The sequence below is a fragment of the Pseudomonas mucidolens genome (genome assembly GCF_900106045.1).
Taxonomy (GTDB): Bacteria; Pseudomonadota; Gammaproteobacteria; order Pseudomonadales; family Pseudomonadaceae; genus Aquipseudomonas; species Aquipseudomonas mucidolens.
Genome location: NZ_LT629802.1, coordinates 4,065,440 through 4,086,384 on the forward strand (window position 1 = coordinate 4,065,440; position 20,945 = coordinate 4,086,384).

The window sequence follows — 20,945 nt, forward strand, 5'->3', positions numbered from 1 at the left end:
CCCAATAGAACGGGCCCCGACACTGCAAGTGTCGGGGCCCGTAATGGCCACATCCGTGTGGTCGGTCGCATGAACCCGTAAGGTGCATTAAGCGCAAATCTGACTCGCTCGCCGCCGCCTTTCTTCAGTCCAGTCGATAAATGTGCGTTACTCGGCTTTCAGGCCATCAGCCGAAACGCTTTTGACGCCTTTGATTTTCTTGGTGATGGCGACTGCCGTCTCTTTCTGCGACTCAGTCACGGCGGTAGTCGAGGACAGGGAAACCACGCCTTTGTTGGTTTCGACTTTGATGTCGGTACCAGGAATACCTTTTTCGGTGACCAGGTCGGCTTTGACTTTGGTGGTGATCCAAGTATCCGAAGTGGTTTCCTTAGCCTTGTCGACATTGTCAGCTTGGGCAGCGCCGCCAGCCATCAGGCCATCAGCGGATACCGCTTCTACACCTTTGATTTTCTTGGTGATGCTAACGGCCATTTCTTTCTGCGAATCGGAAATCGCTTCATCCGAAGACAGGGAAACCACACCTTTGTTGGTCTCAACCTTGATATCGGAACCAGGAATGCCTTTCTCGGTCAGCAGGTCCGCTTTGACTTTGGTGGTGATCCAAGTGTCTGAAGCCGATTCCTTAACCTGAGTAGCTTCACCTGCCGCCAGTGTCATTGGAGCCTGGGAAGTTTGAGCGTAGGCCGCGTTAGCCATTGCCAGGGTCAGAGCGGTAGCTGTTGCGGTAGCGAGAGCGAACTTCTTCATACGAGTAACTCCTGTTTTATCGAAAACCTGCAGCGTTTAAACCTTGATGCCGCAGCGTTGCAAGTGATGTTGCAGGCAGTGTGCCAACTCATGAACAGGAAATTAGTCGTTATAAAACAATAACTTAAAATAATCGCAAATTTGCGGAATCGTGCAACTTGCATGAAGGCCTGTGCACCTGCGTGCAAGTTGCGGTTTTTGGGAAAGGTTAAAACGCTGATTTTTATTCAGTTTCCCGCGCGCATAAAAAAAGGACTCCGAAGAGTCCTTTATTTCAGCATGAAGCGACGGGGTAATTAAGCGCCCGAGGCCTTCGCTGCTTCTACGTCCTTGATGGACAGCTTGATACGACCGCGGTTGTCCACGTCCAGTACCAGCACTTCCACTTCCTGGCCTTCTTTCAGAATGTCGGTCACTTTCTCGACGCGAGCATCGCTCAGCATGGAGATGTGAACCAGACCGTCTTTGCCCGGCAGGATGTTGACGAATGCGCCGAAATCGACGATGCGCTCAACCTTACCGACGTAGATCTTGCCGATCTCGGCTTCCGCAGTGATGCCCAGAACGCGCTGACGCGCCGCTTCTGCAGCTTCCTTGGTTTCGCCGAAGATCTTGATCGAGCCGTCGTCTTCGATGTCGATCGAAGCCTTGGTCTCTTCGCAGATCGCACGAATGGTCGCGCCACCTTTACCGATAACATCACGGATTTTGTCGGTGTCGATTTTCATCGCGATCATGGTCGGAGCATTTTCCGACAGTTCGGTACGGGACTGACCGATGATCTGGTTCATCTGACCGAGAATGTTCAGGCGCGCTTCCAGGGCTTGGCCCAGAGCGATTTCCATGATTTCTTCGGTGATGCCCTTGATCTTGATGTCCATCTGCAGCGCGGTAACACCTTTGGCGGTACCGGCTACTTTGAAGTCCATGTCGCCCAGGTGGTCTTCGTCGCCCAGAATGTCGGTCAGGATGGCGAACTTCTCGCCTTCTTTAACCAGGCCCATCGCGATACCGGCAACCGGTGCCTTCATCGGCACACCAGCGTCCATCAGCGCCAGGGAAGCACCGCAGACCGAAGCCATGGAGCTGGAACCGTTGGACTCAGTGATTTCCGACACAACACGGATGGTGTACGGGAACACGTCAGCAGCTGGCAGCATGGCGGCGATCGAACGACGCGCCAGACGACCGTGACCGATTTCGCGACGACCAGCGCCACCCATGCGACCACACTCGCCCACCGAGAACGGAGGGAAGTTGTAGTGCAGCATGAACGGGTCTTTTTTCTCGCCTTCCAGGGTGTCCAGCAGCTGTGCGTCACGGGCAGTACCCAGGGTCGCAACTACCAGAGCCTGAGTTTCACCACGGGTGAACAGGGCCGAACCGTGAGTCTTCGGCAGAACGCCGACTTCGATGTTCAGCGGACGTACAGTGCGGGTGTCGCGACCGTCGATACGTGGCTTGCCGTTAACGATGTTTTCGCGAACGGTGCGGTATTCGATTTCACCGAATGCAGCTTTGACTTCGCTGGAAGAAGGCTGGCCTTCTTCACCGGACAGCTTGGCAACAACCTGATCCTTCAACTCGCCCAGGCGAGCGTAACGGTCGGCCTTGACGGTAATGGCGTAGGCCTGGGAGATCGCGTCGCCGAATTCGGCACGGATAGCGCCCAGCAGAGCGGTGGCTTCAGGCTGTGGAGCCCAAGTCCAAGTTGGCTTGGCAGCTTCGGCAGCCAATTCTTTAACAGCGTTGATCACAACCTGGAACTCGTCGTGAGCAAACAGTACAGCGCCCAGCATCTGGTCTTCGGTCAGCTCTTTGGCTTCGGATTCAACCATCAATACGGCTTCCGAGGTACCGGCTACGACCATGTCCAGGCTCGAAGCTTTCTGTTGCTCGTAAGTCGGGTTCAGCAGGTAACCAGTGCTTTCGTGGAAGGCAACGCGGGCAGCGCCGATCGGACCATCGAAAGGAATACCGGAAATAGCCAGGGCAGCCGAGGTACCGATCATCGCTGCGATGTCCGGATCGGTCTTTTTGCTGGTGGAAACGACGGTGCAGACAACCTGCACTTCGTTCATGAAGCCTTCTGGGAACAGCGGACGGATCGGACGGTCGATCAGTCGGGAAGTCAGGGTTTCTTTCTCGGAAGGACGGCCTTCGCGCTTGAAGAAACCGCCAGGGATCTTACCGGCAGCGTAAGTCTTTTCCTGGTAGTGAACGGAAAGAGGGAAAAAGCCTTTGCTCGGGTCAGCGGTCTTGGCGCCAACAACGGTCACCAGAACGGTAACGTCGTCGTCAACGGTAACCAGCACTGCGCCGGAGGCTTGACGGGCGATACGGCCTGTCTCGAGGGTAACGGTCGACTGACCGAACTGGAATTTTTTGATAACCGGGTTCACGGTGTCCTACCTTCTTTGTGGCTCTTGGGGAACTTGTCTTCTTGCGAAATTCTTGGGCAATGTCGGGAATCGGCCCGACCCTCGTCCAGGGTAAAACGTGTATCCAGATAAAACTTGAGGCTGGGAGCCTGCCATGGGCCAGCGGGAATCCCACTGACACACGGCAGACAACCAACCTCTAGCGCAATCGCTTAATTAGCGACGCAGACCCAGGCGACCGATCAGAGCCTGATAACGACCCAGATCCTTGCCTTTCAGGTAGTCCAGCAGCTTACGGCGCTGGTTTACCATGCGGATCAGACCACGACGGGAGTGGTGATCTTTACCGTTGGCCTTGAAGTGACCTTGCAGCTTGTTGATGTTGTGGGTCAGCAGTGCAACTTGCACCTCTGGCGAACCAGTGTCACCAACAGCTTGCTGATAGTCAGCTACGATTTGTGCTTTTTCTTGAACGTCGAGAGCCATGAGGCAATCCTTTTTTCAGGAAACCACCCAAAGGGCAGTTTCAACAGGCCAGGGACAAATCCCTGTATCTAAAAATGAGTAGTGACCGTGCCTGTTAACAGCCACCCTCGTTCGGTCATTCTGACCGAATCAGTCGACGCGGCGCGATCCGCCCGTCTTCGCTCACTTCACCGATACCGATAAAGCGACCGTTATGATCCTGTACTCGCACCATGCCGAATTTCGGGGCATCCGGGGCACGTACCGGCTGGCCGTTGAGCCAGTAGAACGCACTGTGTTCCGAAAAATGCAGCAATGGCCAGTCCTGCAAACCACTGTCCGACGGCATCAGGAAGCGATCAACCGCTTCGTTGCCACCTTCGGCATGCACCGCTTCCAACTCTTCCAAGGTGACCGTCTGGGCCAGGGCGAAAGGGCCAGCCTGGGTACGTCGCAGTTCAGCAACGTATGCGCCACAGCCCAACTGCTCACCAATATCTTCCACCAGGGTACGGATATAGGTGCCTTTGCTGCAGTCCACCGCCAACCGGGCGGTGTCACCTTCACAGGCGAGCAATTCCAAGCGCGCAATAGTAACAGAACGCGGTTCGCGCTCCACTACTTCACCAGCACGTGCCAACTTGTATAAAGGCTGGCCATCACGCTTGAGCGCCGAGTACATCGGCGGTATCTGACTGATTTGCCCACGAAAAGCCGGTAAAGCCGCCTCGATATCAGTACGACCAACGGTCACCTCGCGAACCTGCAAGACATCACCTTCGGCGTCGGCCGTGGTGGTGGTCTTGCCCAGTTGCATCAAAGTTTCATAACCCTTGTCGGAATCGAGCAGATATTGCGAGAACTTGGTGGCCTCGCCAAAGCACAGCGGCAACACGCCAGTGGCCAAGGGGTCGAGGCTGCCGGTGTGCCCGGCCTTCTCGGCATTGAGCAGCCAGCGAACCTTCTGCAACGCGGCATTGGAGGTAAAGCCAATGGGCTTGTCGAGCAGAATGATGCCGCTGACATTGCGACGTATACGTTTGACCTGAGCCACCGCTTACTCCTTGGCGTCTTCAGGTGTGGACGGGCGCTGGCTGTCTTCAGCCACGGCGCGCTCGATCAGAGCCGACAGGTGCGCACCACGCACGACACTTTCGTCGTAGTGGAAGTGCAACTGAGGAACGCTGCGCAGCTTCATCTCACGGGCCAACTGCATGCGCAAGAAACCTGCGGCCGAGTTGAGCACCTTGATGCTTTGTGCGATTTCTTCGCTGTTGTCCTGACCCATCACGGTGATGAAGATCTTGGCGTGACCTACGTCACGGCTCACTTCAACGGCGGTGATGGTGACCAGGCCAACGCGGGGGTCTTTGACTTCGCGACGGATCAGTTGGGCCAGCTCACGCTGCATCTGATCGCCGATACGCTGGGTACGGCTGTATTCTTTTGCCATGTCTTGTTACCTGTTACTGCCACACGGTGAAACCCGTGGGGTCTGAAAGCGGCAAACGCCCGGCCTGACAAAAGCCAGACCGGGCGTTGCGTTTAGAGTCCGGACACCGCGCGGGGCATTTGCATGCCCACACGCCGTGTGGCTCCTGAAGTGCGCGAGTTAGAGGCTGCGAGCAACCTGGACCTTCTCGTAGACTTCGATCTTGTCGCCAGGCTTAACGTCGTTGTAGCTCTTGACGCCGATACCGCATTCCATGCCGGCACGTACTTCGGAAGCGTCATCCTTGAAGCGACGCAGGGATTCCAGCTCGCCTTCAAAGATAACGATGTCTTCACGCAGTACACGGATCGGACGGTTACGGTGAACGACACCTTCGATCACCATGCAACCGGCGATGGCGCCAAACTTCGGCGAACGGAACACGTCGCGAACTTCGGCGATACCCAGGATATTTTCCCGGACGTCACTGCCAAGCATGCCGGTAAGGGCTTTCTTGACGTCTTCGATGATGTCGTAGATGACGTTGTAGTAACGCATGTCCAGGCCTTCCTGCTCGACGATCTTCCGTGCGCCAGCATCGGCACGCACGTTGAAGCCGAACAGTACAGCGTTGGAAGCCAGTGCCAGGTTGGCGTCGGATTCGGTGATACCACCAACACCGCCACCGACCACACGCACTTGCACTTCGTCGTTACCCAGGCCATTCAAGGCGCCGTTCAACGCTTCAAGGGAGCCGCGAACGTCAGATTTGAGGACGATGTTAAGCGTCTTCTTCTCTTCCTGGCCCATGTTCTCGAAGATGTTCTCAAGCTTGCCGGCGTGAGCACGGGCCAGCTTGACTTCACGGAACTTGCCTTGACGGAACAGAGCCACTTCACGGGCTTTCTTCTCGTCAGCCACAACGCTCATCTCGTCGCCAGCGTCCGGGGTACCGTCCAGGCCGAGAATCTCGACCGGGATGGCCGGACCGGCTTCCTTGATTGGCTTGCCGTTCTCGTCGAGCATGGCGCGGACACGGCCATAGTTCGAACCGACCAGCACCATGTCGCCTTGGCGCAGGGTACCGTCTTGAACCAGCACAGTCGCCACCGGGCCACGGCCCTTGTCGAGACGCGATTCAACCACGACACCACGGCCAGGAGCCGAAGGCGTAGCCGTCAGTTCCAGGACTTCGGCTTGCAGCAGGACCGCTTCGAGCAGTTCGTCGACACCCGTACCCATCTTCGCGGAGACCGGTACGAACGGGGTGTCGCCACCCCACTCCTCGGACGTCACGCCGTGAACCGACAGTTCGCTGCGGATGCGATCGAGATCGGCGCCCGGCTTGTCGATTTTGTTCACTGCCACGACCAGCGGCACACCCGCCGCTTTGGCGTGCTGGACGGCTTCGATGGTTTGTGGCATCACGCCGTCGTCCGCCGCAACCACCAGGATCACGATGTCGGTTGCCTTGGCACCACGGGCACGCATTGCGGTAAACGCAGCGTGACCTGGGGTGTCGAGGAACGTCACCATACCGCGCTCGGTTTCAACGTGGTAGGCGCCGATGTGCTGGGTAATGCCGCCGGCTTCGCCCGCTGCAACCTTCGCACGACGGATATAGTCGAGCAGGGATGTCTTACCGTGGTCAACGTGGCCCATTACGGTCACGACCGGCGCACGGGAAACCGCCTCACCTTCAAACTTCAGGGACTCGGCCAGGGAATCTTCCAGGGCGGTGTCGCTGACCAGAACCACTTTGTGGCCCAGCTCTTCAGCGACCAGTTGGGCAGTTTCCTGATCCAGTACCTGGTTGATGGTGGCTGGCGTACCCAGCTTGAACATGAACTTGATGATTTCAGCAGCCTTGACCGACATCTGCTGGGCAAGATCGCCAACAGAGATGGTCTCGCCGATCTTCACTTCACGCACGACAGGACCGGTTGGGCTCTGGAAACCGTGGGCGTTGCGTTTCTTCAGCTTGGCCTTGCCACGACCGCCACGACGGAAGCCATCGCTTTCTTCGTCGGTAGTACGTGGAGCAACCCGTGGAGCAGGTGCCTTTTCCTTGACCGAAGCGCGATGCGGAGCGTTTTTACGCTCGCCATCGCCACCACCACCGCGACGATTATTATCGTCAGCACGTGGCTTGTCCGGACGACGAGGTTCGTCGCGCTTGCGTGCGTCGGCTGCCGGAGCTGGCGCCGGGGCCACCGGAGCGGCCTCACGCACAGCTTCTACAGGCGCAGCGACTGCTTCAGTGCTAGCAGGTTGCGCAGCAGTAGGCTGGCGACGCGCTTCTTCTTCGGCGCGACGCTTGGCTTCTTCTTCAGCCTTCTGACGAGCAGCATTTTCTACTGCGCGACGTTCGTCCAGCTCGCGTTTGCGCTCGGCTTCGATTTCTTCCGGGCTGCGCTGTACGAAGACTTTCTTCTTGCGTACTTCAACGCTGATGCTCTTGCTACCCGCAACACGCAGGGTGCTGGTGGTTTTGCGCTGCAGTGTAATCTTGCGCGGTTCTTCCACTTTCGCCTTGTGGCTGCTCTTCAAGTGAGTCAGCAAAGACTGCTTCTCACTATCGCTCACACCTTCATCGGCGGCGGTGTGCGGCAGACCTGCCTCACGCATCTGCTGCAACAGGCGCTCTACCGGTGTTTTGACCTCATCGGCCAGTTGTTTCACCGTGACTTGCGTCATGCACTTCTCTCCTCAGGCCGCGCCTAATTACTCGAACCAATGGGCTCGGGCGGCCATGATCAACTTGCCGGCACGATCATCGTCAATGCCGTCGATGTCGAGCAGATCGTCAATAGACTGCTCGGCCAGGTCTTCGCGGGTAATTACGCCGCGCACCGCCAGTTCCATCGCCAAATCCTTGTCCATACCCTCAAGCGAGAGCAGGTCTTCGGCCGGATGGGCGTCTGCCAGCTTTTCCTCAGTAGCGATGGCTTTAGTCAACAAACGATCCTTGGCCCGAGCGCGAAGCTCGTTGACGGTGTCTTCGTCAAAGCCGTCGATGTTGAGCATTTCTTCCAACGGTACGTAGGCAATCTCTTCCAGGCTGGTGAAGCCTTCATCTACCAGCACCTGTGCCAGGTCTTCATCGACTTCGAGCTCTTCGATAAAGTTGCGCAGGATGTCACCGGTTTCTGCTTGCTGCTTAGCCTGGATGTCCGATTCGGTCATGACATTCAGGGTCCAGCCGGTCAACTGGCTGGCCAGACGCACGTTCTGACCTCCACGACCAATGGCTTGAGCCAGATTGTCGGCGCCAACGGCGATGTCCATCGCATGGGCATCCTCGTCAACGATAATCGCCGCCACTTCAGCCGGCGACATAGCGTTGATCACGAACTGCGCGGGGTTATCGTCCCACAGGACGATGTCCACACGCTCACCGCCCAATTCACCCGACACTGCCTGGACGCGCGAACCGCGCATACCAATGCAAGCACCTTGCGGGTCGATGCGCTTGTCCTTGGAGCGGACCGCGATCTTGGCACGCGAACCCGGGTCGCGGGACGCAGCCATGACTTCGATCAGACCTTCAGCAATTTCCGGCACTTCGATACGGAACAGCTCGATCAGCATTTCCGGCGCAGTACGCGACAGGATCAACTGAGGGCCGCGGTTCTCGGTGCGGATTTCCTTGAGCAACGCACGCAAGCGCACGCCAACCCGGAAAGTTTCACGGGAAATGATGTCTTCACGGGCCAGCAACGCTTCGGCGTTGTTGCCCAGGTCAACGATCACGTTGTCGCGGGTGACCTTTTTCACGGTGCCGGAGATGATTTCACCCAGGCGCTCGCGATAGGCATCAACGACTTGAGCACGCTCGGCTTCGCGAACCTTCTGCACGATGACTTGCTTGGCAGTCTGTGCAGCAATCCGGCCGAACTCGATCGATTCGATCTTATCTTCGACAACATCACCGACCTGGGCGCCAGGATGCGTTTCAGCAACCTTGCTTGGCCAGGTTTCGATGGCCGGATCATCAAGATCGGCTTCTTCGACTACCGTCCAGCGACGGAAAGTCTCATAGGCACCGGTGTGGCGGTTGATTTCCACACGCAGATCAACTTCGTCTTCAAAACGTTTTTTGGTAGCAGTGGCCAGGGCCAGCTCCAACGCTTCAAAAATCACGTTTGCCGGTACGCCCTTTTCATTGGATACCGACTCAACAACCAGCAGTACTTCTTTGCTCATCGTACGCCTCGCCTTTCGCAAGCCATTGGATCCGCGGGATCCGCGTCTCAGTCAAAACTGGGAATAATGTTGGCCTTGTCGATCATATCGATCGGCAACAGGAATTCATGGTCTTCTACCTGCACCACGACATCCTGTTCTTCTACACCGCGCAGAAGGCCCTGAAAGTTGCGTCGCCCTTCGAACGGGGAACGCAGCTTGATCTTCACTTGTTCACCGGCATATTTGGCAAACTGCTCGATAGTGAACAGTGGGCGCTCCATGCCTGGCGAGGAAACTTCGAGGGTGTATTCAACGGAGATCGGATCTTCAACATCCAGCACACCGCTGATCTGGCGACTGACAATGGCACAATCGTCCACCAGCACGCCGCCCTCTTTATCGATATAAACACGCAACATTGAGTGGCGACCTTGAGCCGAAAACTCAATACCCCAGCATTCATAGCCTAGGGCCACGACCACCGGGGCCAACAAGGCCTGCAACTCTTCTAGCTTGCTCGACACCTGAACCCCCTCGTGCATGTATGTGCATGCTGTGCAAAATAAAAAAATGGGCGAAACGCCCATCCTTGAAACGCCGTCGAACAGCGGCGTTGAAAGTGTCCAGCTAACAAAAAGCCCCTTAAAAGGGGCTCCGCTAAAACTGGTTGCGGGGGCCGGATTTGAACCGACGACCTTCGGGTTATGAGCCCGACGAGCTACCAGACTGCTCCACCCCGCGACAAAGCTGGGGCGGAAGTATACGACCGATCCCTTACAGGGTCAATGTAACCTTCCACCTACAAGAAAGCCCGCAACAGCGGGCTCTCCTGATAATTGGTACCGAGAAGGGGACTCGAACCCCTACACCCTATGGGCACAACCACCTCAAGGTTGCGTGTCTACCAATTCCACCACCTCGGCAATACAACGTTTACAACATGAAACCCTTCTTACTTTTGCTCTTGAGCTGGAGGCACGTCAGTCGCTGGGCTAGCCGACTTTTGCTCTTGAAGCACCGGGACATCATCAGAAGCCGGTTTTGCCTTTGGAACTTCCATCACTGCTGGATCTGGCAAACCTGCTTGAGTCAGCACATGAGCTTTCTCTTTAGCAAAGTAACCTAACCCCAAGCTGGTTATGAAGAAACCGGCGGCAAGTATAGCAGTAAACTTACTAAGAAAGGTAGAGGAACCTTGGCTTCCGAACACAGTATTTGACGCACCTGCTCCGAAAGACGCACCAGCGTCCGCACCTTTACCCTGCTGCAGCAATACCAGAGCAACAACGCCCAGCGCACCCAGCAGATGAAAAACAACGATGACTGTTTCCAGCATTTTTTCAGTTTCCCGCGGCGCGACAAATCGCACCGAACTCATCTGCATTCAGGGAAGCCCCACCAATGAGCCCCCCATCGATATCCGGCATGCTGAACAGTTCGACCGCATTGGCCGCCTTCACGCTGCCGCCGTATAGAAGCTGCACACCTCGTGCAACCTCAGAATTCTCTGCCGCCAACTGCGCGCGAATGGCTGCGTGCACATCCTGCGCCTGTTGCGGCGAAGCAGTCAGCCCGGTGCCAATGGCCCAGACCGGCTCGTAAGCTATGACCGCCTTTGCAAACGCACCAACACCCAGCTCTTCGATGATGCTGCCCAACTGACGCGAGACAACCTCAAGGGTCTTGCCAGATTCACGCTGCTCTAGAGTTTCCCCTATACACAACACCGGAATCAGGCCGCAAGCCTGTGCTGCCGCGAACTTGCGATTGAGTATCGCATCACGCTCACCCATTACCTGGCGGCGCTCGGAATGCCCTACAAGTACATAGGAGCAGCCCGCATCAACCAGCTGACTCGGTGCAATTTCACCGGTCAACGCACCCTGCATGGCTTCTACCGCGGAATTCTGCGCGCCGACCTGAATCGACTTGCCTTTCAAGCCATCAACCACTTGGTTGATATGCAAGCAAGGCGGGAATACCGCGACATCGACACCGCTCGGCAAGGCCAAATGACGAAGGCCATTGATCAGCTCAGCGACACTGGCGCGGGTACCGTGCATTTTCCAGTTACCAGCTACCATAGTGCGACGCATGCTGTACCTCGTCGGTCAAAGTGGGCGCAGATGTTACCCAACCACATCAACACTGGCAAGCCGAATTCAGGCGCAAACTTCAGTTACCAGTTTTGCCAGCTCCTCGGCATAGCCGCGAACCTGTGTTTCGTCGTCACCTTCGACCATGACACGCACCAAAGGCTCCGTTCCCGATTTGCGCAACAAAACCCGGCCACGACCCGCCATAGCAACGGTAACGCGCTCACAGGCTTCCTTGATCGCCGGGTGCTCGATAGGATTTTCACCGCCCGCGAAACGAACGTTAAGCAAGACTTGTGGACATTTGCGCAACGCCTGACGTGCCTGGGCAAGACTTTCTTCACGGCGACGCAAGGCCAACAGCACCTGCAGCGCAGCGATGATCGCATCCCCGGTGGTCGTGTGCTGGAAGCAAACGATATGCCCCGAGTTTTCACCCCCGACCAACCAGTTGCGCTCCAGCAAATCAGCAATCACGTAACGGTCGCCAACGTTCGCACGCACAAACGGAATCCCGAGGTCGGCGAGGGCCAACTCCAGCCCCAGATTACTCATCAGGGTACCGACAACCCCGCCGTGCAGCTTGTTACGCTCGTGCAGGTCGCGGGCAATGATGAACAAAAGGTCATCGCCGTCGACTATAGCACCCGTGTGATCAACCATCAGCACCCGGTCGCCATCACCATCGAAGGCAATCCCAAGGTCGGCGTGCTCAGCCAATACCGCGGCCTGCAGCTGCTCCATATGAGTCGAGCCGCAGTTATCGTTGATGTTCAGGCCGTTAGGCTGGGCCGACAACACTGTGACTTGCGCACCCAACTCCTTGAAGACGCTGGGGGCAACTTTGTAGGTCGCGCCATGGGCACAGTCGATGACCACCTTGAGGCCTGCGAAATTGGTACTGGTAGGCACGCTGCTTTTGCAGAACTCAATATAACGACCGGAAGCATCGTTAATCCGCGAAACCTTGCCCAGCTTGCTCGACTCGACGACAGTCATCGGCGCATCCAGCAGTTCTTCAATCATGTGTTCGATCTCGTCCGGCAGTTTGGTGCCCTGGCCCGAGAAGAACTTGATGCCATTGTCATCATGGGGATTGTGCGAAGCACTGATCACGATACCGGCTTCAGCGTGAAAGGTGCGCGTCAGGTAAGCGATCGCCGGCGTAGGCATCGGCCCCAGCAGCATCACATCAGCCCCGGCGGCAGACAGGCCCGCCTCAAGCGCCGACTCGAACATGTAACCCGAAATTCGCGTGTCCTTGCCTACCAGGATGCGGCATGCACCCATACTGCGAAACGCCATGCCAGCCGCCCAACCGAGCTTGAGCATAAAGTCTGGAGTGATAGGAAACTCGCCGACCCGACCACGAATGCCGTCAGTGCCAAAATATTTTTTAGTCATAAGTGCTCCATCATTCTTATTCGGCTGATTCTACTGCTTCAATCATCCGTACCACGTCCATCGTCTCGGCAACGTCATGCACGCGCAAAATGCGCGCACCCTTGACCAGCGCCAGCGCCGCGAGAGCCAGGCCGCCATGCAGCCTTTCCCCCACAGGACGATTCAATGCCATGCCTATCATGCTCTTGCGCGAAACGCCGACCAATAGCGGCCGACCAAGGGCATGCAGGGCCTCCATATGCTTGAACAGACTTAAATTGTGCTGCAGGGTTTTGGCAAAGCCAAACCCTGGATCGAGAATAATCCGCTCGGGAGCAATTCCGACCGTGGCGCACTGCGCAATGCGCTCGGCGAGAAATTCAGTCACTTCACCCACGAGATTGCTATAACGCGGGTCCTCCTGCATCGTTCCAGGTTCGCCGAGCATATGCATCAGGCATACCGGCAACCCGGTCGCAGCCGCAGCTTCAAGCGCTCCGTCACGCAGCAACGAGCGCACATCATTGATCAATCCGGCACCCAAACGAGCGGTTTCGCGCATGACAGCCGGCGTCGAAGTGTCCACCGAAATGATCACATCAAGCTCGCCATGGATACGCTCGACAATCGGCGCAACGCGCTCCAACTCCTCCAGCGGCGATACAACACGCGCACCGGGACGAGTCGACTCGCCACCCACATCAATCAAGGTCGCACCCGCAGCAACCATCGCCTCGGCATGACGCAGCGCCGCATCAAGCTGGCTGAAGCGCCCACCATCGGAAAAGGAGTCTGGAGTTACATTGAGAATACCCATGACATGCGCATGGGCCAAATCAAGAACCCGGCTGCCGCAAGGCAACCGGGTGGAGGGCAACACAGAAGTCATTTCAAACCTTAAACGTCGGCAGCCGGGCCGCCGATAGGGGCATCAGGACGCTCGCTCTGCACTACTGGCGGAGTGCCCGAAGTCCCCGAGCCACCTTCCCAATCCTTAGGTTCACGCGGCGTACGCCCCGCCATGATGTCGTCGATCTGTTCGGCATCAATGGTTTCGTACTTCATCAAGGCATCCGCCATGGCATCGAGCTTGTCGCGGTTATCCGTCAGGATCTGCTTGGCCGTGCCATAGCACTGATCAATGATACTGCGCACCTCGGAGTCGATCAGCTTGGCTGTCTCGCCCGAGAAACTGGCACCTTGACCACCACCGCCACGCCCCAAGAACACTTCGCCTTCTTCCTCGGCATACATCAATGGACCCAGCTTCTCGGACAGCCCCCACTTGGTGACCATGTTTCGCGCAATCTGGCTGGCGCGCATGATGTCATTGGAGGCGCCCGTGGTCACACCGTCGAAGCCCAGCGTCATCTCTTCGGCAATCCGCCCGCCGTACAGCGAGCAAATCTGGCTGATCAAGGCCCGCTTGGAGAGGCTGTAGCGATCTTCTTCCGGAAGGAACATGGTGACACCCAGTGCGCGACCACGCGGGATGATCGACACCTTGTAGACCGGATCATGCTCAGGCACGACGCGACCGACAATGGCGTGGCCAGCCTCGTGATAAGCGGTGTTCTGCTTCTCTTTTTCGGACATGACCATGGATTTGCGCTCGGCACCCATCATGATCTTGTCTTTCGCCAGTTCAAATTCCTTCATTTCAACGATGCGCTTGCCGGTACGGGCGGCAAACAGCGACGCTTCGTTGACCAGGTTGGCCAGGTCAGCACCGGAGAAGCCCGGTGTACCACGGGCGATCACGGCCGGAGCCACGTCGTCGCCCATCGGCACTTTGCGCATATGCACTTTCAGGATCTGTTCACGGCCACGGATATCCGGCAGGCCGACGACGACCTGACGGTCGAAACGCCCTGGACGCAACAGCGCAGGGTCAAGCACGTCAGGTCGGTTGGTCGCCGCAATCACGATGATGCCATCGTTCATTTCGAAGCCATCCATCTCGACCAGCAACTGGTTGAGGGTTTGCTCACGCTCGTCGTGACCACCGCCCATGCCAGCACCACGATGGCGACCCACAGCGTCGATCTCATCGATGAAGATGATGCATGGCGCGTGCTTTTTGGCCTGCTCGAACATGTCACGGACACGACTCGCACCGACACCGACGAACATTTCAACGAAATCAGAACCGGAAATGGTGAAGAACGGGACCTTGGCCTCACCAGCGATGGCCTTGGCCAACAGGGTTTTACCGGTACCCGGAGGACCGACCATCAGCACACCACGGGGAATACGACCACCAAGGCGCTGGAACTTGCCTGGATCGCGCAGGAACTCAACCAACTCGCCGACTTCTTCCTTGGCTTCGTCGCAACCCGCGACGTCAGCCAGCGTAGTCTTCACCTGATCTTCGGAAAGCAGCCGCGCCTTGCTCTTGCCAAAGCTCATCGGCCCGCCCTTGCCTCCCGCGCCACCTTGCATCTGGCGCATGAAGAACATGAACACGGCAATAATCACCAGGATCGGGAAGCTGGCCACCAGAAGCTGGGTCCAGATGCTCTGCTGCTCAGGCTGCTTGCCCTCAACGATGACCTTGTTATCCACAAGATCGCCGATCAAGCCATTGTCCTGGATCGCCGGACGGATGGTCTTGAAGCTGTCGCCATCGTTGCGCTTACCAGTAATCACGTAGCCATCGACGGCTACGCGTTCGACCTTGCCATCCTTGACTTGCTGGATGAAGTCGGAATAGTTGAGGGTCTGCGGCTCGTTAGGGCTGGAGAAGTTGTTCATCACCGTCACCAGGACTGCCGCGATGATCAACCACAGGATCAGATTCTTTGCCATATCGTTCAATTAACTACCCTCTGAAGCAAGCTCCGCTACTGGCGCGCGCTTCGCATGATATTCACCGGCATAACTTACTACATTACCTACAACTCTGGCAGGCGCCGTCTGTAACCCTTTGTGAAACTTTGACTACACAATATTCGTAAAGCTTCATGACGAAAGCGATATAAAAAAACCTATCGACTCCCTTGAATCTCTCAAAGACGCTCCTCGCTGGCGGCACCTTCAATGCCACGATACCCACGGCCCAGCAAATACTGCTCGCGAGACCGATCTCTCGAGGAGTCAGGCTTGCGCGTCTGAACCTTGTCGAACAGCTTGCGCATGTTCTTGTGGTACTCGTCAAAACCTTCACCGAGGAAGACCTTGACCAAAAAATCACCGCCAGGACGCAAAACCCGCCCGGCCAGATCCAATGCCAATTCACAAAGGAACATCGCACGTGGCATATCCACGGCAGGTAATCCACTCATATTGGGGGCCATATCGGAAATCACAAGGTCTACCTGCGAATTTCCGACAGCCTCAAGAATCTGGGCCAACACGTCGTCCCGGGTAAAATCGCCGTGAACGAAGGTCACGTCGGGAATACTGTCCATTTCCAGGATATCGGAAGCAATCAATCGACCTTGCCCACCAATCAGACGACTGGTCACCTGGGACCAGCCACCCGGGGCCGCGCCAAGATCGATAACGCTCATGCCTGGGCGGATCAACTTGTCCTTTTCCTGGATCTCAAGCAGCTTGTAGCTGGCCCGGGAACGGTAGCCATCCTTTTGCGCCTTTTTGACGTAAGGATCGTTGAAATGTTCTTTGAGCCAGTTAAGGCTGGTTTTGGAACGGGCCACGGGCCACCTCGAAAATAAAACGGGTCGTGATTAACTGGGCGGTCCCGGACTCGCTCGGGTAAACTGGCCGCCGCTTTTTACAAGATCAGACGCAGGGGTCAGATTATGCCGCTCACTCAAGAGCAGAAGAAACAGTACAAATCCATTGGCCACCATCTGAAACCAGTTTTGATTGTGGCTGATAACGGTTTGACTGAGGGTGTGTTAGCCGAACTTGAACGCGCATTGAGCGATCACGAACTCATCAAGATCAAGGTCAGCATCCTGGATCGTGAAGCCCGCCTCGCCGCGATTGCAGAACTCTGCAAGTCCGGCAAAGCTGATCTGGTTCAGGTCATCGGCAAGATGGCGCTGTTGTATCGCAAGAACTTCAGCGCCAACAAGCAACTGTCGAACGTTCATCGCTTCAAATGATACAAGGGTCATGGGCGTGCTTCGCGCGCCCTGTCACTCCATCCGGGCACCGGTTGCAACACCAGTAACAGGCCGGAGAACCCTAGCACAAGATAGCTGAAAAGCTGCCAGCGCAACGCTTCCGGCAGCAGCATGCGCACCACGCAATACATTGCACACGCATACAACGCCATCAACAGCAGTTGGCCACGCATATCCCGCCACAAACTCCGCAAGCCCTCGGTCTTGATCAGCACCAACACTTGAAGCGTCACGCCCGCCGCCGCGAAACCGACCAGCAGCACGCTCAATAATCCGCCGATCTCTTCGATCAGCAACGGCGCCAGGCCAATCAGGCCCAACGCCGGCACTACAGCGAGATGCAATAGCCACACGCGACCTACCCAAAGCATCTGAGTCAGTTGCCAGAGCATTGCGCCCGCACGAAACGGGCGCCACGCTTTAGATGTGACGAACTTCAACAATCTCGTACTCGATCACGCCACCTGGCGTTTTGACGACCACCACATCACCCTCTTCCTTGGCGATCAAGGCGCGAGCAATCGGCGAACCGACAGAGATCTTGCCTTGTTTGATGTCCGCCTCGTCCTCACCCACGATGTGGTAAGTCACACTTTCATCCGTCTCGACGTTGGCGATTTCCACGGTAGTACCGAAAATCACTTTGCCGGTGTGCGGGATGGTCGTGACATCGATAATCACCGCATTCTGCATGCGGCCTTCGATATCACGGATCCGCGCCTCGACCATACCTTGCTGCTCACGGGCAGCATGGTATTCAGCGTTTTCCTTCAAGTCGCCCAACTCACGAGCCGTGCCGATGTCCTGGCTGAGCTTCGGACGAACGACCTTGGTCAGGTGAGCGTGCTCCTCTTCCAGGGCCTTTGCGCCCTGGACGGTCATTGGATATTTGATCATGCCTTCAATCCTGCGTGTAGATCCTGCAAGCGACGTACGGTCTTTTCCGGGCCGAACTTGAGCGCTTCGCAGATAGCTTCGCCAGCAGCAATGGTGGTGGTGCAGTAGATCTTGTGCTGCAAGGCGTTACGGCGAATGGAGTAGGAGTCGGCGATCGACTGGCGACCTTCGGTGGTGTTGATGATCAGCGTGACTTCGTCATTCTTGATCATGTCGACCACGTGCGGACGGCCTTCGGTCACCTTGTTCACGCGGCGCACTTTCAGGCCGGCAGCTTCAATCAGCTTGGCGGTCCCGGCGGTAGCCACGACTTCGAAGCCCAAGTTGATCAGATCACGGGCCACACCTGCAACCAGTGGCTTGTCGTCATCACGCACACTGATGAACGCAGTCCCGCCGGTCGGCAGCACTTCGCTGGCACCCATCTGGGCCTTGGCGAACGCCTCACCGAAGGTGTCGCCGACACCCATCACTTCACCCGTGGACTTCATCTCTGGGCCCAGGATCGGGTCCACACCAGGGAATTTGGCGAATGGGAACACCGCCTCTTTCACGCTGTAGAAGTTTGGAATGATTTCCTTGGTGAAGCCGATTTCCTTCAAGGTCTTACCGGCCATCACACGCGCCGCGACCATCGCCAGGGACACGCCAATGCACTTGGATACGAACGGCACAGTACGCGAAGCGCGCGGGTTGACTTCGATGACGTAGATGTCCTCGCCTTGCAGCGCCAACTGTACGTTCATCAGGCCAACCACACCCAGTTCCAGGGCCATTTTCTTGACCTGTTCACGCATCTCGTCCTGGATGTGCGCCGGCAGCGAGTACGGCGGCAGCGAGCAAGCGGAGTCACCGGAGTGAACGCCAGCCTGTTCGATGTGCTGCATGATCGCGCCGATCACCACGTCGGTACCGTCGCAAACAGCGTCAACGTCCATTTCGATGGCGCAGTTGAGGAAGTGGTCCAGCAGCACCGGGCTGTCGTTGGACACTTTCACCGCGTCACGCAGGTAGCGCTTGAGTTCTTCTTCTTCGTAGACGATTTCCATCGCACGACCGCCCAGCACGTAGGACGGACGCACCACCAGCGGGTAGCCGATCTTGCTGGCTGCGCGGATAGCTTCGTCTTCGCTGCGCACGGTGGCGTTTGGCGGCTGACGCAGGTTCAGGCGCTCAACCATTTGCTGGAAGCGCTCACGGTCTTCGGCACGGTCGATGGCGTCAGGGCTGGTACCAATGATCGGCACGCCGGCTTCTTCCAGGGCACGCGCCAGTTTCAGCGGGGTCTGGCCGCCGTACTGGACGATCACACCTTTTGGCTTCTCGACCCGGCAGATTTCCAGCACGTCTTCCAGGGTTACTGGCTCGAAGTACAGGCGATCGGAGGTGTCGTAGTCAGTGGAAACGGTTTCCGGGTTGCAGTTGACCATGATGGTCTCGTAACCGTCTTCGCGCAGGGCGAGAGCGGCGTGGACGCAGCAGTAGTCGAACTCGATGCCCTGGCCGATACGGTTTGGACCGCCGCCGAGGATCATGATCTTGTCGCGCCCCGAAGGCGCGGCCTCGCACTCTTCCTCGTAGGTTGAGTACATGTAGGCGGTGTCGGTGGCAAACTCGGCTGCGCAGGTGTCAACGCGCTTGTAGACCGGGAAGATCTCCAGCTTGTGACGGTGACGACGCAGCGCTTTCTCGGTCACGCCCAGCAGCTTGGCCAGACGCATGTCGGAGAAGCCTTTGCGCTTGAGCTTGAACATCAGGTCGCGATCGATGCTGGCCAGCCCCAGGGTCTTGACCTTCTCTTCTTCCTTGATCAGATCTTCGATCTGCACCAGGAACCACGGGTCGATCATGTTCATGCCGAAGATATCTTCGACCGACAGACCGGCGCGGAAGGCGTCCGCCACATACCAGATGCGCTCGGCGCCCGGCACGGTCAGTTCGCGCTTGAGGATGCTCATGCTTTCCGGACTGCTCAGGTCGAGCTTCTCGTCCAGGCCGCAAACGCCCACTTCCAGGCCGCGCAAAGCTTTCTGCAGGGATTCCTGAAAAGTCCGGCCGATGGCCATGACTTCACCCACCGACTTCATTTGAGTGGTCAGGCGCGCGTCGGCTTTCGGGAATTTCTCGAAAGCGAAACGTGGCAGCTTGGTCACGACGTAGTCGATGGACGGCTCGAAGGACGCCGGAGTAGCGCCGCCGGTGATTTCGTTCTGCAGCTCGTCCAGGGTATAGCCGATCGCCAGCTTGGCGGCGATACGCGCAATCGGGAAACCGGTGGCTTTCGAAGCCAGAGCGGAGGAACGGGATACCCGCGGGTTCATCTCAATGACCACCATGCGACCAGTGTCCGGGCAGATGCCGAACTGGACGTTGGAGCCACCGGTTTCCACGCCGATCTCGCGCAGTACCGCCAGGGAGGCGTTACGCATGATCTGGTATTCCTTGTCCGTCAGGGTTTGCGCTGGCGCAACAGTGATCGAGTCACCGGTGTGCACGCCCATCGGGTCAAAGTTTTCAATGGAGCAGACGATGATGCAGTTGTCCTTCTTATCGCGGACAACCTCCATCTCGTACTCTTTCCAGCCGATCAGGGATTCGTCGATCAGCAGCTCTTTGGTCGGCGACAAGTCCAGGCCACGAGCGCAGATTTCTTCGAACTCTTCGCGGTTGTAAGCGATACCGCCACCAGTGCCGCCCATGGTGAAGGACGGACGGATGATGCACGGGAAGCCCAGCTTCTCGAGCACTGCGTTGGCTTCTTCCATGCTGTGGGCGATGCCCGAGCGCGGGCAGTCCAGGCCAATGGACTTCATCGCCTTGTCAAAGCGCGAACGGTCTTCGGCCTTGTCGATGGTGTCGGCATTGGCGCCGATCATCTCTACGCCGAACTTCTCCAGAACGCCTTCACGCTCCAGGTCCAGGGCGCAGTTCAGCGCAGTCTGGCCACCCATGGTCGGCAACAATGCGTCCGGACGCTCTTTCTCGATGATCTTGGCAACGGTCTGCCACTTGATCGGCTCGATGTAAGTGGCGTCGGCCATGGCCGGGTCGGTCATGATGGTCGCTGGGTTGGAGTTCACCAGAATGACGCGATAACCCTCTTCGCGCAGGGCTTTGCAAGCCTGGGCGCCGGAGTAGTCGAATTCGCAGGCCTGGCCGATCACGATCGGGCCAGCGCCGAGAATCAGGATGCTTTTTATGTCTGTACGTTTTGGCATGGGTTTGTCACTCAAATCCGCAGGTCAGTCGGCAAGCCGTC

18 protein-coding genes and 2 tRNA genes are annotated in these 20,945 nt (G+C 57.2%); 1 reads left to right on the forward strand and 19 read right to left on the reverse strand.

Annotated features, from left to right (window positions below; all coding sequences use genetic code 11):
* Positions 1 to 147 precede the first annotated feature (147 nt).
* The 16 genes from BLU75_RS18830 to rlmE form a co-directional block, all read right to left on the reverse strand.
* The gene (locus tag BLU75_RS18830) at positions 148 to 750 is read right to left on the reverse strand and encodes a BON domain-containing protein (RefSeq protein ID WP_084379086.1); all 603 of its coding nucleotides are present in this window, start codon (positions 748 to 750) and stop codon (positions 148 to 150) included.
* Positions 751 to 1,046: 296 nt separating this feature from the next.
* Entirely contained in the window at positions 1,047 to 3,152 is a 2,106-nt protein-coding gene (gene pnp, locus BLU75_RS18835; RefSeq protein ID WP_084379085.1) for a polyribonucleotide nucleotidyltransferase, read from the reverse strand.
* Positions 3,153 to 3,347: 195 nt separating this feature from the next.
* The gene (gene rpsO / locus BLU75_RS18840) at positions 3,348 to 3,617 is read right to left on the reverse strand and encodes a 30S ribosomal protein S15 (protein ID WP_003176135.1); all 270 of its coding nucleotides are present in this window, start codon (positions 3,615 to 3,617) and stop codon (positions 3,348 to 3,350) included.
* 115 nt (positions 3,618 to 3,732) lie between these two features.
* Positions 3,733 to 4,650, reverse strand: coding sequence for a tRNA pseudouridine(55) synthase TruB (gene truB, locus BLU75_RS18845; protein ID WP_084379084.1), 918 nt, complete (start codon positions 4,648 to 4,650; stop codon positions 3,733 to 3,735).
* Positions 4,651 to 4,653: 3 nt separating this feature from the next.
* Positions 4,654 to 5,049: a 30S ribosome-binding factor RbfA gene (rbfA, locus tag BLU75_RS18850; RefSeq protein ID WP_065875288.1), complete on the reverse strand. Its 396-nt coding sequence runs from the start codon at positions 5,047 to 5,049 to the stop codon at positions 4,654 to 4,656.
* A 159-nt stretch (positions 5,050 to 5,208) separates the two neighbouring features.
* The gene (gene infB / locus BLU75_RS18855; RefSeq protein ID WP_090221525.1) at positions 5,209 to 7,725 is read right to left on the reverse strand and encodes a translation initiation factor IF-2; all 2,517 of its coding nucleotides are present in this window, start codon (positions 7,723 to 7,725) and stop codon (positions 5,209 to 5,211) included.
* A 27-nt stretch (positions 7,726 to 7,752) separates the two neighbouring features.
* Positions 7,753 to 9,234, reverse strand: a complete 1,482-nt coding sequence (gene nusA / locus BLU75_RS18860; protein WP_084379082.1) for a transcription termination factor NusA — start codon at positions 9,232 to 9,234, stop codon at positions 7,753 to 7,755.
* Between the two features lie 47 nt (positions 9,235 to 9,281).
* On the reverse strand, positions 9,282 to 9,740 hold the full coding sequence (gene rimP, locus BLU75_RS18865; RefSeq protein ID WP_032873230.1) for a ribosome maturation factor RimP: 459 nt from the start codon (positions 9,738 to 9,740) through the stop codon (positions 9,282 to 9,284).
* Between the two features lie 140 nt (positions 9,741 to 9,880).
* Positions 9,881 to 9,957: transfer RNA gene (locus BLU75_RS18870), tRNA-Met, on the reverse strand.
* A gap of 96 nt (positions 9,958 to 10,053) precedes the next feature.
* Positions 10,054 to 10,139 (reverse strand) — tRNA-Leu (locus BLU75_RS18875).
* A 29-nt stretch (positions 10,140 to 10,168) separates the two neighbouring features.
* On the reverse strand, positions 10,169 to 10,552 hold the full coding sequence (secG, locus tag BLU75_RS18880) for a preprotein translocase subunit SecG (protein WP_084379081.1): 384 nt from the start codon (positions 10,550 to 10,552) through the stop codon (positions 10,169 to 10,171).
* A gap of 4 nt (positions 10,553 to 10,556) precedes the next feature.
* Positions 10,557 to 11,312 (reverse strand): triose-phosphate isomerase, encoded by a 756-nt coding sequence (gene tpiA, locus BLU75_RS18885; protein WP_084379080.1) that lies wholly within the window; start codon positions 11,310 to 11,312, stop codon positions 10,557 to 10,559.
* 66 nt (positions 11,313 to 11,378) lie between these two features.
* The gene (gene glmM / locus BLU75_RS18890) at positions 11,379 to 12,716 is read right to left on the reverse strand and encodes a phosphoglucosamine mutase (RefSeq protein ID WP_084379079.1); all 1,338 of its coding nucleotides are present in this window, start codon (positions 12,714 to 12,716) and stop codon (positions 11,379 to 11,381) included.
* A 16-nt stretch (positions 12,717 to 12,732) separates the two neighbouring features.
* Entirely contained in the window at positions 12,733 to 13,584 is an 852-nt protein-coding gene (gene folP / locus BLU75_RS18895) for a dihydropteroate synthase (protein ID WP_084379078.1), read from the reverse strand.
* Positions 13,585 to 13,592: 8 nt separating this feature from the next.
* Complete coding sequence (ftsH, locus tag BLU75_RS18900) at positions 13,593 to 15,503, reverse strand: ATP-dependent zinc metalloprotease FtsH (protein ID WP_084379077.1); 1,911 nt, start codon at positions 15,501 to 15,503, stop codon at positions 13,593 to 13,595.
* A 200-nt stretch (positions 15,504 to 15,703) separates the two neighbouring features.
* Positions 15,704 to 16,354 carry a 23S rRNA (uridine(2552)-2'-O)-methyltransferase RlmE gene (rlmE, locus tag BLU75_RS18905; protein ID WP_084379076.1) on the reverse strand — a complete coding sequence of 217 codons (651 nt, stop codon included), beginning with the start codon at positions 16,352 to 16,354 and terminating at the stop codon, positions 15,704 to 15,706.
* 105 nt (positions 16,355 to 16,459) lie between these two features.
* Between rlmE and yhbY the strand changes: the two genes are divergently transcribed.
* The gene (yhbY, locus tag BLU75_RS18910) at positions 16,460 to 16,768 is read left to right on the forward strand and encodes a ribosome assembly RNA-binding protein YhbY (protein ID WP_084379075.1); all 309 of its coding nucleotides are present in this window, start codon (positions 16,460 to 16,462) and stop codon (positions 16,766 to 16,768) included.
* A gap of 8 nt (positions 16,769 to 16,776) precedes the next feature.
* Here yhbY and BLU75_RS18915 read toward each other — a convergent pair whose 3' ends face one another.
* From BLU75_RS18915 to carB, 3 genes are read right to left on the reverse strand one after another with little or no spacing between them, the layout of a single operon-like run.
* The gene (locus BLU75_RS18915) at positions 16,777 to 17,181 is read right to left on the reverse strand and encodes an MFS transporter (protein ID WP_084379074.1); all 405 of its coding nucleotides are present in this window, start codon (positions 17,179 to 17,181) and stop codon (positions 16,777 to 16,779) included.
* Positions 17,182 to 17,209: 28 nt separating this feature from the next.
* A complete protein-coding gene (gene greA, locus BLU75_RS18920) occupies positions 17,210 to 17,686 on the reverse strand; it encodes a transcription elongation factor GreA (protein ID WP_084379073.1) in 477 nt (158 codons plus the stop codon).
* Complete coding sequence (gene carB / locus BLU75_RS18925; protein WP_084379072.1) at positions 17,683 to 20,904, reverse strand: carbamoyl-phosphate synthase large subunit; 3,222 nt, start codon at positions 20,902 to 20,904, stop codon at positions 17,683 to 17,685. Before carB ends, greA begins: the two co-directional genes overlap by 4 nt.
* Between the last annotated feature and the right edge of the window lie 41 nt (positions 20,905 to 20,945).